Here is a 12,553-nt window from a genome sequence, read left to right on the forward strand (position 1 = left end):
TTCCACGACACCGGCAACCAGGGCACCAAGAGCCGCATCATCACCTTCATCGCCGCCAGCGGCGGCGCCGGCGCCACCACGCTCGCGCTATCGGCGGCGGAATACCTGGCGGGCAAGTCGACCGAGCGCGCGGCCTCGACCTGCCTGGTCGATCTCGATTTCCAAAGCGCCAATTGCGGCGCCTATCTCAACCAGTTCAACCAGTTCGACCTTTCGGGCATCATCGGCCAGCCGGAGCGCCTCGATGTCGAATTGATGGACGTGATCAAGCTGTCGCGCCCGTCGGGGCTCACGCTCTACTCCTTCGAGCGGCCGCAGCTGCCCTTTGAGCCGCATGGCGCCGATTTCGTTTTCCGGCTGCTCGACCTCGTCGCCTACCGGTTCGACGACATCGTCATCGACCTGCCTAACATCGAGACGCCCTGGCACAATTCCGTGCTGCAGACGAGCGACGAGATCTTCATCGTCTTCGAGCTCAACGTCGCCTCGCTCAGGCAAGGCAAGCGACTCTACAAGAAGATCCGCGAGCTGCGCGGCAACCAGGTGAACATCACGCTGGTGGCCAACAAGCACAAGCGCAAATGGTTCGGCAACCACTTCTCGCGCAGCGAGCTGGAGAAGATCTTCAAGGCGCCGCACATCAAGTCGGTGGCGCTCGACAACGCGCTTTTGACCGACGCGCTGAATCGCGCCATTCTGCCCTCCGAAGTCGACGGGCGGGCGCGCTTCAACAAGGACCTGAAGCTGATGTTCAAGGAGCGGCTCAGCGATGCCAGTCGCTAGAGCAGTTCCAGGAAAAGTGCGCAGCGGTTTTCCGTCCGGAATTGCGTCAAGACAGATGCCCGGGGCGGGTCTGCGTTTCCATGAAACGCTGAACCGCTCCAGGTGGCAAATTATCCGTGCCCTCGCTTGCGCGTGCATCGCGGTGACAGCGCTGGCGTCGAGCCTGCCGCCGGCCGGGGCCAGGTCCGCGCTTGCCGACCGGCCGCCGCTGCCGGCCATGGGGCCAAGCCTGCGCAAGGCGGTCGCCTTCCAGACCAGCGAACAGACCGGCACGATCATCATCCGCAAGGACGAGAAGGCGCTCTATCTGGTGACGAACCGGGGCCAGGCGCTGCGCTACCAGATCAGCGTCGGCCGCGACGGCTTCGGCTGGACCGGGACGGTCGAGGTCGGGGCCAAGACCGAATGGCCGGAATGGCGGCCGCCCAAGGAGATGCGCGCCCGCCAGCCCGAGCTGCCGGCGATGGTGCCCGCCGGGCCCTACAACCCTCTCGGCGCGCGCGCGCTCTATCTTTCACGCGGCGGACGTGACACGCTCTATCGCATACATGGCACCAACGATCCCAAGGGTGTCGGTTTCGACGGCACGTCGGGCTGCTTTCGCCTGACCAATACCGACGTGATCGATCTCTTCAAACGCGTCGCGGTGGGCGCAAAGGTGGTGGTGGAATGACTATGATCAGGGACCCGGACATTCCGGCAATCGAGCTCGGCGCTCAGGAAGCCGCCGTCGGCAAACCCAGCCGCAAAGGCACGATCGGCGTTGTCGTGGCGGGCGCCGCGCTGGTCACGCTGGTGAACCTGACCGCAGCCGTCTACCTCTACCGCGGCATCAGCGACCTGCGCAGCGTGGAAGCGCGGCTGGAGCAGCTCGGTCAGTTCGAGCAACGCATTAGCGCCCGGCTCGATACCGTCAACAACGGTTTCCAGAGCCGGTTCGAAAAGCTCGACGACCAGTTGCAGGCGAAGTTCAACGAGGTCAACGGCGGTATCGCCCGGTTGGGGCAGAGCCGGCCTTCCATCGCCGACGAACCTATGGCCAGCGCTCCGGAGCCGGCAGTAGCCCCCACCAGCAGCGAGGCGGAGACGCCGGCCGTCGCCGAAAACATGGCGAACCCAGGGTCGGTCGAAATGCCACAGCCTAGGAAGCGAGCAGCGCCGCCTGCCCCGAACCCTGCCTACCAGCGTATCCAGCAGGCGGACGGCAAGGTCTACTACCGGAAAATCAACTGAGGTTGCCGGGCGTTCCGGGCGATTGAGGCAGCAGGTCTAGAAGTCCCGCTGCAGCGCGAGAATACGGATCGCGCGTGTTTCAGCGCGCTGCCGCGCTTCGCTGAGGAAGGCGACGTGGCAATAGGCGCACGCCGCAGTGCCAAGGATCAGCACCAGGCTGTTCTTCATGGTGAAATCGATCGCCAGCGAGAATGGGATGCCGCTGGGCGCGGTGAAGGCGGCAATCGTGCTCGCCGTCTCCGAATGGCTGCCGGCGGCGATCATCAGCCCAGCGAATAGAATGGCGATATGGTTGGCCAGGAAGAAGGCGGCCGATGCCTTCGCCTGGCACGCCATCCAGCAGGCGATCGCGGCAGCGGCGAGGATGGCGGCGTCAAGCGCGATCGAAGCGCCGAGATAGAGGTCGACCTGCTGCCAGAACATCGTCGCCAAGGGCCGCAGCTCCAGCCAGACCCGCCATATCGTCGGACTGGCGGGATAGGCGCCGAGCAGGAATGTCGCCGCTCGCTCAGCCGCCAGGATGAGCAGCATGAGGGCCGGAAATGCAAAGAGCAGTATCGGTTTGCGCTTCATGTCGTCCTCGACAATTCCGAGGCCAGAATAGGCAATAGAGATTGCGCAAGCCTTAACGAAGCTTAACAAGCCGCTTGCTTCGGCATCCTTCTTACCCGTGCTATGCTGGGCCGCTGGGACGCAAACGCGGGTTCAGGCGGCCGGAGCCGTTTCATCGGGGGTTGAAAGGGTGCGCTCAAGCAGTTTGCCAAGTCGGCCTTCTGTTCGACAGCAAGCTCCGGGACATCGCCGATGAGCGGCGGCGTCCCTGTGGGAAGGTCTCGCCTAGCGATCGCGTTAGGGAGTGTCGAGCTCGTGGCCGGAGTCCTGCTGATCCTTCACGCCGGCGCTTTGATCGGGGTCAACCGGGCCACGCCGGCATTGAACGTCGTCAGAAATCAGCCGCTGCCAACGGCATTGCCTGTGTTCGATGCCGGACCGCGGCAACCTGCACGCAAGATCGCCCAGGAGCTTATCGCGCCACCGCAGCTCGAAGCATCCCGGTTCGAGCGGGTCGAGCCCCGTCCGCCACTTGGCGAACTCGGTCTCGCATACTGGCCGAAGACGCCGATGCCGGACGATTGGCGCGAGACGCGGCTCTATCGCCCGATCGCCACCTCGTCGGCGACCTTCGAGGCGATGGGGCGAACGGTGGCGATCAGCGGCACCCTCGGCATCGACCCCGACAGGAGCTGTTCCTTTCACGAAGCCGCCTGGCCGTGCGGCCAGCGCGCGCGGGCGGCCTTCAATGCCTGGCTGCGCGGGCGGGCGCTGAAATGCTTGGTGCCGCCCGATGTCGACCGCTTCACGATTGCCGCGCCCTGCAAGCTCGGCAGGCAGGATGTCGGCGCCTGGCTCGTCTCCAATGGCTGGGCGATGGCGCTGCCCGGCGGTATCTACGGCAAGGCCGAGGCAACGGCCAGAAATGCCGAGATGGGCATATTCGGACCGCCTCGCTAGTTTGCCAGTGTAACCAGGGCCCGTTCACCTTAGGCTGCCCGCCAGGCCTGCGCCAACAGCCGCCTTCGATATTTGTTTTGTTAACCCTTGCGGCGCAGTTTTCTTGGCGCGGGCCGGTTTGATCGGTCTTTCCGCACCATCGATCAAATTGTACGGATCGTCGAAACCGAAATTGCAACACACCGGCCTTATGCCAGCGCATCGGACAGGAGATTGGCCAGTGACCAAACCGACAGCGACCCCCCCTGCACAAGCCTGGAAAGATGTCGCGTGGCTGACGGTGCTGGGGACGGCCGCCTGCCTCATCCTCTCGCTCGGCCTCAACTACCTGCTTTTGTTCAGCGAGGCGCTGACGCCGTTCGCGCGCAGCGTGATCACGGCAACGCTTGTACCGGTTGCCATCGGCCTGCCGCTGTTCCTGCTGCTCGGCTCGAAGCAGGCCGAGATCCGCCGCTATCGGCAAGAGCTCAACCGGTCGGCGACTTATGACAGGCTGACCGGCTGCCTGAACGGACCAGTCTTCACGTCGATGGTGGACCGACGGGCCGCGAAACCGTCCGAGGACGGGCCGCGCTCCGGCGCTTTCCTGGTCATCCATCCCGAGCATCTCAAATCCCTCAACCTGCGCTTCGGCCTGGAGTGGGGCGACGAGGCGCTGCGGCTCATCGCCTCGACCATCCAGTCATCGGTTCGTAAGGAGGATCTCGTCGGCCGCATTGGTACCTCGATGTTCGGCGTCTTTCTGCCCGGCGCGAGCGAAAAGGACGCCAAGGATATCGGCGAACGCATCAAGGCGCGGGTGCGCGACGTCTATTTCGCGCCCAAGGGAACGGAGGACGTGCTCGCCGTTCAGGTCGGCGGCGTCATCTTCGAGCACGAGCTTGCCTTCGAGGACATGTTCCGATCGGCGGAAGAACGCCTGTCGGCCGCACAGGATCGTCTGGAATTTTCGCACCTGAGCAGCTAGGCGTCGACACGGCAGTGCGGCCGAACACGAGCGGACAGATGCAACGAGAGCGGCTCTGAAGCATATCAGCGTCTCTGCTCTGCCTTTGGCAAAGACAGTCGCAGCATTAATCGGGCGTTGACTCGTTCGGCGCAATCTCGGCGGGATCGAAGCAGCGATCTGCCGAATTCTGATCCTCGTCGGGTTGGCTTACGAATGTGCGTGCTGTCGCAGGAATGAGCGAATCACTTCGTCACGCCCTGCCGGATGTCGGGGCAATCTCGGTGTTCGTGAGCGAACCATGTCGCGTTTGGTGATGATTCTTCACCCTATGCAACGCCCGCTGTCGCACGCGCTGGCCAAGATCGTCGCGGTTGCGGCTCTGTATTACCTGACCGGCCAGCTTGGGCTGCTTCTGGCCGTGCCGCCCGGCTACGCGACAATCATCTGGCCGGCATCCGGCATCGCCGTCGGGGCATTGCTCGCCTACGGGCGTTCATTGTGGCCGGGGATCTTCGTCGGATCGCTCGTGCTCAATGCCGCTATCGGCGGCGGCTATTCAGCTGAAACCGGCTGGGCGCTCGACAAGCTCGCCGTTGCCGCCGCGATTGCTGGCGGCTCGACCGCGCAGGCCCTGGTCGCGCGGTGGCTTGTCGGTCGCGTGGTCGGGATACCGATCAATCTCAGGGGCATGCGCGATATCATCGCGCTGTTCCTTGCCGCCGCTCCGTTCAGCTGCATCGTCGCGCCCTCGGTTGGCGTGACCTCCCTGTACGTCGCCGGCGTTGTTCCTCCCGCGGGCGTGGCGCACAACTGGCTCACATGGTGGAGCGGCGATGTGCTTGGCATCGTCATTTTTTTGCCAATCGTGCTCATTGCCCCCGGCGCCAAGCGCCAGCTCAGCTGGCGCGGCACACCGCTGGGCGCATTGCCGATTGCCGCGATCCTTACGCTGCTTTTGCCCCTCGGCCTGACGTTCTACGGCTGGAAGGCAAGCAACCAGTTCATCTACGATCGCAACAGCGCGATTTTCGCCTCCATGGCGATCGAAAACGAGCAGGCGCTGATGCACCGCCTGGCGTCCTACGATCAGGCCTTGCTTGGCGGCGTCGGCTTCTTCGAAGGATCGAACTCCGTGAGTGCCGAAGAGTGGCGCTCCTATGTCGATGTCCTCGACCTCAAGCGCAGCATGCCCGGCGTCAACGGCATCGGCTACATCGAAAACGTTCCGGCGGAAAAGATATCGGACTTCCTTTTACGGGCGCAGATGGCGCAGCCGCAATTCACGATCCACCCCGACGTTCCCGGCGAACCTCGCTTTATCATCACCTATATCGAGCCGCTGGCACCGAACCGTCCGGCGCTTGGGCTCAACATCGCGTTCGAGAGCAATCGCCTGGAGGGCGCGACTCTCTCGCGAGATACCGGCAAGCCGGCCATCACCAAGCGCATCGTGCTGGTGCAGGACCAGACAAAGAGCAACGGCTTCATCCTGCTCCATCCCATGTACCGCAAGAACGTGCCGCTTGGTTCGGTCGACGAGCGACGCGCGGCCCTGACCGGTTGGATTTATGCGCCCTTCGTCGCGCAGAAATTCATGAGCGGGCTGACGACGAGCGAAGACCGTTCGCTGACATTGCAGGTCTATGACGGCGACGGCGAGAACGCCGATGCATTGATCTACCAGAGTGGTGAGCCCAACCAGTCCGCGTCCGCGCCGGCGTTTTCGATACGAAAGCAGGTCGACGTGATGCAGCAGCGTTGGACACTTTCGTGGCACAGCACGCCCGCGTTCGAGCAAAGCGTCGCCAGCCGGGAGCCGCTCCTCGTGCTCGCGAGCGGCATCGTCTTCACCGCCCTGTTCGGCCTCCTGCTGTCCTTGTTCGCCCGCCGTGCCGAAACGATCAAGGTACTCGTCGATCGAAAGACGAGCGAACTGGCCGAGCGGGAAGCGCTCTATCGCCTCCTGGCGGAAAATACCTCGGACATGATCAGCCGCGTCGCCTTCGACGGAACGCGGCTCTACACCTCGCCTGCCTGCATGCGGCTTCTCGGCTACACGGCCGAGGAACTTCTAAATTCAAATGCGTTTTCGGATGTCCACCCAAAGCAGCGATCTCGTCTCCAGGCCGAGTATGCGAAGCTGGCGCGCGGCGAAATCGACGAATCGAAAGGCGTGTTCACGCTGCACCGCAAGGACGACGACTGGGTGCAGGCGGAAATCACCCTGCAGCTGGTGCGCGACCGGACGGGAAGCCCCGCCGAGTTGGTCGTCACCGAGCGCGACGTCACGCTTCAGGAGCAGAGAGCCGAGGAACTCAAGCTTGCCAAGGCCGAAGCGGAAATCGCCAAGATGAACGCCGAGCAGGCGAGTGAAGCCAAGACGGCCTTCCTCGCGACCATGAGCCATGAAATCCGCACGCCGCTCAACGGTGTAATCGGCTATGGCGACCTGCTGCTTTCCTCCAACGAACTGTCGGAACAAAACAGGCGCTATGCCGAGCGCATCGGCACGTCGGCCGCGGCGCTGCTTACCGTCGTCAACGATATTCTCGACTTCTCCAGGATCGAAGCCGGTCAGATCGAAATCGACGCTCATCCGTTTGCGCTCGGCGCCTTGATCGACAATGTGCTCTCGATCGTCGGCGGCGTCGCCGCACGCAAGGGTCTTGCATTGGTCCGGAAGGTCGACCCGACCTTGCCGCCCCGCCTGATTGGCGATCAGGACAGGCTGAGACAGGTTCTACTCAATCTTCTGAACAATGGCGTGAAGTTCACCGCCACGGGAAGTGTCACCCTGGCCGTCGACCGCATCGGCGATTCCGGCGCCGGACCGGTCGGGCTGCGCTTTGCCGTCCGCGACACCGGCATCGGCATCTCGTCCGAACAGCGCGATCGTCTGTTCCAGCGCTTCTCGCAGGTTGACGGATCGATCCGTCGCGAATTTGGAGGCAGCGGTCTCGGACTGGCGATCTCGAAGCGCCTCGTCGAACTGATGGGTGGGCGGATCGGCGTTGAAAGCACGGCCGGCGAAGGTTCGCTGTTCTGGTTCGAAGTCGCGCTTGCCGAGGCCGGCTCGGAAGCGGAACCCTCCCGATTTGTCGAGGCGATGAACCAGACGACGGCGCCTGCCCGGATCCTGCTGGTTGAGGACATGGAGATCAACCGTGACATCGCTTGCGCGGTACTTCGATCCCGCGGACACGAAGTCGACATCGCGGTCGACGGCACGGAGGCCATCGCGGCGGTGCAGAACCGGACCTATGACGTCGTGCTGATGGACGTTCAGATGCCGGTCATGGACGGGCTCAGCGCAACCCGGCATATCCGGGCGCTCAATTCCCCGGCGCGGGATATCCCGATCGTCGCGTTGACCGCCAACGTGCTGCCGTTCCAACTCGCCGAGTTGCAGGCCGCCGGCATGACCGACCATGTCGGGAAGCCTTTCAAGCAGGCCGAATTGCTGGCGGCAATCGTCCGCAACACCGGCCGCGGGCCGGATCGAAACGCCGGCGAACCGGGTCCGGCCGCAGACGGCGGCCGGGACTTCAATGCCGATGTCTTCGGAAATCTCGAGACGGTGCTCGGCAAGAACAGAGTGGACAAGCTGCTCGACAAGCTGGCCGACGTGCTCAGGACCCGGCTCGTTTCGATCTCGCCTGAGGCGATCGATCGCGACGTCGTCCAACGCGACGCACACTCACTGGTCTCGTCGTCGGGCATGCTCGGTTTTGAAGCCCTGTCCAATTTGTGCCGCGACATCGAGACATCGTGCATCGCCGGCGCCGACCTGATGCCCGCCCTGCAACGTTTCGAGCGCGCGCGTGACGCCGTTCTGCACAAGATAGCGGCGCTCAAATCCGCTGCCTGACAGTCTGGTCCGTCATTCGGGCCAGGCGCGCCTCCTGATGGTCAGCATCGCTATGATCTTCATCATGGCCCGCGCGTCGGAGCCGGACTCAGATCACCGCTTCCTCCAGAAAAGGCTCGTTGCGCGATATGCGCTCGTAGCAGAATGGCGACAGATCGAGCGTCTGGAAGGCGCCGTGAACGATCAGCTCCGACACCGCTCGGCCGACGGCTGGCGATTGCTGCAGGCCGTGCCCGGAGAAGCCGTTGGCGAACATGAAGTTCCTCACCTCCGGATGGAAGCCGACAATGCCGTTGTGGTCGAGCATGTTGTATTCGTAGTGACCGGTCCAGCTGGTCTGGACCTTCAGCGCGTCGAAAGCCGGAATGCGGTGCCACAGCGCCGGCCAGATATGGTCGTCGAACTCCTCGAAGTGCATTTCGAAGTCGTCGTAGTCGGCCGGTCCGTCGCCCTGCGGCGTGTTGCCGGTGAGAAAGAGTTCGCCTTCCGGACGCACGAAGGTGCCGGAGAGGTCGATGACATTGGGCATGCGACCCGGGATCGGATTGGCGCTGGCGAAGACGAAGCTGTAGCGTTTGTAGGGCGCCACCGGGATCGACAGGCCAGCCATCGCCGCGACCTGCTGCGCGCGCGGACCGGCGGCGTTGACCAGGGTTCCACAGGCGACCGTCTGACCTGTCGCGAGACGGACTGAAACAACCCGCCCATCGGCGAGATCCAGTCCGGTCACGGCGTTGTCGATGTATTCGACGCCGCTGGCGCGAGCGGCGCGGCGGAAGCCGTTCATCATGCCCATGGAATCGAACCAGCCCTCTTCCCGCGAGCCCCAGGAGCCGCCGCCGAGATCCTCGACATTGAGCCAGGGAAAACGCTCCTTCAGCGGACCTGGCTCGAGGAAGACGGTGTGGGCGCCGAGACTGCGCTGCAGGTCGACGCGCTCGCGCGCCGCGTCCACGCCTTCGGGCGAGCAGCAGTAGAGATAGCCGTGCTCGCGAAAGCCGAGGTCGGGCGCCGGCTCGTCCTTGTAGAAGGGCGCCATGCGCTCCTGGAAGCCGCGGATGATCTCGATGCCGAACTGGCTGATCTTGACGTTGATCGGATTGGAATATTGCTGGCGGATGGCGCTGGTGGAGAGCGCCGTCGAGGAGAATTCGTAGCTCGAGTCGCGCTCGACCACGAGGATCGAGGCGCCATTGCCCAGCGCCTGGGTCAGCCAGTAGGCCGTCGACGAACCGATGACCGCGCCGCCGACGATGACGATGTCGTAGGCGGTGCGCGATGGCGCTTTGTAAGGGGGGATCGCCATGACTTTTCCTAGTGGTTGAACGAGGCGATCAGGGCATCCGAGCCCCGTGCCAGCAGGCTAAGGTCAGAACCGACGGCGACCATGGTGAAGCCATCTGTCAAATAGCGGTCGGCGTCGGCCTTCACCGGCGCCAGGATGCCGCTGGCCTTGCCCGCCGCGGTGGCGGACCTGCGCACGGAGGCGATCGCCTCCTGGACATGGGAGGCATTAGGATTGCCCATCGCGTCCATGTTGGTCGAGAGGTCGCCGGGGCCGACGAAAAGGACGTCCACGCCATCCACGGCTGCGATCGCGGCGGCATTGGCGACGCCGGTTTCGTCCTCGATCTGCACGGCGAGAAGCTGCTGTTCCCGCGCTTTGGCATGATAGCCGGCGATGCGGCCGAAGGCGTTGGCGCGGTGGCCGACCGAAAAACCACGGAAGCCGCCCGGGGCATAGGTCATCGCCGCGACGATGGAACGCGCCTGATCCGCTGTCCGTACGTTCGGGATCATCAGGCTGCGGCCGCCGATATCCATTGCCTGCTTGATCAGGCTGGCGTCGTCGGAGGGTAGCCGCACGACCGCCTCGCTGTCGAAGCCGCCCATCACCTGAAGCTGCGCCATGATGCTGCGCAGATGGTTGGGACTGTGCTCGCCGTCGACCAGGACCCAGCCGGCTCCGGAGCCGGCGACGATCTCGGTGGTGAGGGCGGAAGCCAGCGAGCACCAGATGCCGATATGGGCTCGGCCGGCAGAAATGGCGGCCTTCAGCGAATTGACGCGCTCCTGCATTTGCGATCGTCTCCCATGAGAAGAAGGTGCATTGAAATTTGTATGATGTCCTATATCATACGCCTCGCTTGGGCTGCAAGACGCTTAGACGCCGCACAGGAGTTGGCACATGAAAATTGGCTTTATCGGGCTTGGCGTCATGGGAGCACCGATGGCGCGACATCTCGCCGATGCCGGATACGAGATCGTCACGGTTCTGAACCGCTCTCCTCTCCCGAAAGATCTGCAAGCGTCGGTTGTTGCCTCCCCTGCCGAGGTTGCCCGAGCATCCGAAATCGTCATCACCATGCTGCCCGACACGCCGGACGTGGAGCGCGTCCTGCTCGGACAGAACGGCGCGCTGGAGGGACTGTCGGCCGGCAAGCTGGTCATCGACATGAGCTCGATCAGTCCGATCGCCACGGCGGAATTCGCGGCAAGGATTCGAGAGGCCGGAGCCGGCTATCTCGACGCTCCGGTCTCGGGCGGCGAGGTCGGCGCCAGGGCGGCGAGCCTCACCATCATGGTCGGCGGGCCGGCCGCCGAGTTCGAGCGGGCGCTGCCGATCTTTGAGAAGCTCGGCAAGAACATCACGCTGATCGGCGAACAGAACGGCGCCGGCCAGACCTGCAAGATCGCCAACCAGATCATCGTCGCGCTCAACATCGAGGCGGTGGCCGAGGCGCTGGTCTTCGCCAGCCAGGCCGGCTGCGATCCGGCCAAGGTGCGCGGCGCGCTGATGGGTGGCTTCGCCTCGTCTCGCGTGCTCGAAGTGCATGGCGAGCGCATGATCGCGCGGACTTTCGCGCCGGGCTTCCGCATCCGGCTGCACCAGAAGGATCTCAACCTTGCGCTCGAAAGCGCCCGCGCGCTCGGCGTGGCGCTGCCGAGCACGGCCACGGCGCAACAGCTGATGAATGCCTGCTCGGCCCGGACAGGCGGCGCCGAAGCCGACCACTCGTCCCTCGTCAAGGCGCTCGAGATCCTCAGCGCCCATGAACTGTCAAACGGAAAGGAATGAACCAATGCGCGGTACCGGCAAGGCCGACGTCTTCGTCATGCTGGCCCATCCCGTGGGCCATGCGAAGAGCCCCGGCATGTTCAACGAGATATTCGAGCAGAAAGGGCTCGATAGCCTGATGGTGCCGCTGAGCTGCCGCCCGGAGGATTTCGACACCTTCTGGGCCGGCATAACTGCGGCCGAGAACATTCGCGGCGTGATCATCTCGGTGCCGTACAAGGTCCCGGTCTACCACAAATGCAGTGCTGCTCACGATCGCGCCGCGCGGGTGCAGAGCGCCAATTCCGTGCGCAGGCTGCCGGATGGAAGCTGGTACGCCGAAAATTTCGACGGCGTCGGCTTCATCGACGGGCTGAAGGCAGGCGGGCATCCGATTGCCGGCCGGCGCATACTGCAGGTCGGCGCCGGCGGCGCCGGGGCATCGCTGACCTACTGCCTGGCCGAGGAAGGCGCGGCGGAGATCCGGCTGGCCGACATCGACACGGATCGCGCCGGGAAACTCGCCGCGCTGGTCGGCAGGGCGTTTCCGAACTGCCGCATCGAGGTTGGCGAGCCCGATCCGTCAGGCATGGACATGGCGATCAACGCGACGCCGTCCGGGCTGAAAGCGAGCGATCCGTTGCCGCTGGATGTTAGCAAGCTGACTCCGGAGATGACGGTGGTCGACATTATCATGGAGCCGGCCGAGACGGCGCTGCTCAAGGCGGCGAAGGAGATCGGCTGCCGCATCCAGCCCGGACGCCCGATGATGGATTTCCAGGTGGAAGCCATGGCGGAATTCTTCGATATCGAGCGCAAGGAACGCCATCATGGCTGAGGCTTTGACCGCCGTCATCATCGGCGGCACTTCCGGCATTGGGCGCGCGATCGCCCTGCGCTTCGCCGAGGACAGCTATCAGGTGGTCGTCGCCGGCAGGGACTCCGAACGAGGCAAGGAGACGGCTCTCGCCTGCGAGACGGCGGGCGCGCCGCGTGCCCTGTTTGTCCAGACCGACGTCGGCAATCCCGCCTCCGTCGAGGCGCTGGCGCAAGCCGTCGTGGGGGTGCTCGGCACGCCGCATGTCGTCGTCAACTGCGCCGGCGTCCTGCAGAGCGGCAAGCACGTGCTCGACCAGGACCTGGACGAGGA

At 64.2% G+C, this 12,553-nt stretch carries 12 protein-coding genes; 9 read left to right on the top strand and 3 right to left on the bottom strand.

The window, feature by feature from the left end; all coding sequences use genetic code 11:
- The 3 genes from EN742_RS09485 to EN742_RS09495 form a co-directional block, all read left to right on the top strand.
- Nucleotides 1-783 (top strand): AAA family ATPase (locus EN742_RS09485; protein WP_128332725.1); only part of this gene is annotated, 783 nt, incomplete at its 5' end.
- 142 nt (nt 784-925) lie between these two features.
- Complete coding sequence (locus tag EN742_RS09490) at nt 926-1,456, top strand: L,D-transpeptidase (protein WP_245455642.1); 531 nt, start codon at nt 926-928, stop codon at nt 1,454-1,456.
- A 2-nt stretch (nt 1,457-1,458) separates the two neighbouring features.
- The gene (locus EN742_RS09495) at nt 1,459-2,016 is read left to right on the top strand and encodes a hypothetical protein (protein WP_245455643.1); all 558 of its coding nucleotides are present in this window, start codon (nt 1,459-1,461) and stop codon (nt 2,014-2,016) included.
- Between the two features lie 36 nt (nt 2,017-2,052).
- Here the strand turns inward: EN742_RS09495 and EN742_RS09500 are convergent, their stop codons facing one another.
- A complete protein-coding gene (locus EN742_RS09500) occupies nt 2,053-2,589 on the bottom strand; it encodes a hypothetical protein (RefSeq protein WP_126056501.1) in 537 nt (178 codons plus the stop codon).
- A 294-nt stretch (nt 2,590-2,883) separates the two neighbouring features.
- On the opposite strand from EN742_RS09500, the gene EN742_RS09505 reads away from it, so the two are divergent.
- From EN742_RS09505 to EN742_RS09515, 3 genes are all read left to right on the top strand, one after another.
- Nucleotides 2,884-3,528 carry a thermonuclease family protein gene (locus EN742_RS09505; RefSeq protein ID WP_245492282.1) on the top strand — a complete coding sequence of 215 codons (645 nt, stop codon included), beginning with the start codon at nt 2,884-2,886 and terminating at the stop codon, nt 3,526-3,528.
- A 220-nt stretch (nt 3,529-3,748) separates the two neighbouring features.
- On the top strand, nt 3,749-4,495 hold the full coding sequence (locus EN742_RS09510) for a GGDEF domain-containing protein (protein ID WP_245492283.1): 747 nt from the start codon (nt 3,749-3,751) through the stop codon (nt 4,493-4,495).
- Nucleotides 4,496-4,805: 310 nt separating this feature from the next.
- Complete coding sequence (locus tag EN742_RS09515; RefSeq protein ID WP_189347356.1) at nt 4,806-8,345, top strand: CHASE domain-containing protein; 3,540 nt, start codon at nt 4,806-4,808, stop codon at nt 8,343-8,345.
- Nucleotides 8,346-8,433: 88 nt separating this feature from the next.
- Here the strand turns inward: EN742_RS09515 and EN742_RS09520 are convergent, their stop codons facing one another.
- The gene (locus EN742_RS09520) at nt 8,434-9,651 is read right to left on the bottom strand and encodes an FAD-dependent oxidoreductase (protein ID WP_126056505.1); all 1,218 of its coding nucleotides are present in this window, start codon (nt 9,649-9,651) and stop codon (nt 8,434-8,436) included.
- A gap of 8 nt (nt 9,652-9,659) precedes the next feature.
- Nucleotides 9,660-10,424, bottom strand: a complete 765-nt coding sequence (locus EN742_RS09525; protein ID WP_126056506.1) for an aldolase/citrate lyase family protein — start codon at nt 10,422-10,424, stop codon at nt 9,660-9,662.
- 109 nt (nt 10,425-10,533) lie between these two features.
- Here EN742_RS09525 and EN742_RS09530 point away from each other — a divergent pair, with 109 nt between their 5' ends.
- From EN742_RS09530 to EN742_RS09540, 3 genes are all read left to right on the top strand, one after another.
- Nucleotides 10,534-11,424, top strand: a complete 891-nt coding sequence (locus EN742_RS09530; RefSeq protein WP_128332726.1) for a 2-hydroxy-3-oxopropionate reductase — start codon at nt 10,534-10,536, stop codon at nt 11,422-11,424.
- Nucleotides 11,425-11,428: 4 nt separating this feature from the next.
- Nucleotides 11,429-12,241, top strand: coding sequence for a shikimate dehydrogenase (locus EN742_RS09535; protein WP_126056508.1), 813 nt, complete (start codon nt 11,429-11,431; stop codon nt 12,239-12,241).
- Nucleotides 12,234-12,553, top strand: a 320-nt coding sequence (locus tag EN742_RS09540; RefSeq protein ID WP_148670060.1) for an SDR family oxidoreductase, incomplete at its 3' end; no start/stop codon positions are given. The genes EN742_RS09535 and EN742_RS09540, both read left to right, overlap by 8 nt.

Source organism: Mesorhizobium sp. M4A.F.Ca.ET.020.02.1.1 (genome assembly GCF_004022645.1).
Taxonomy (GTDB): domain Bacteria; phylum Pseudomonadota; class Alphaproteobacteria; order Rhizobiales; family Rhizobiaceae; genus Mesorhizobium.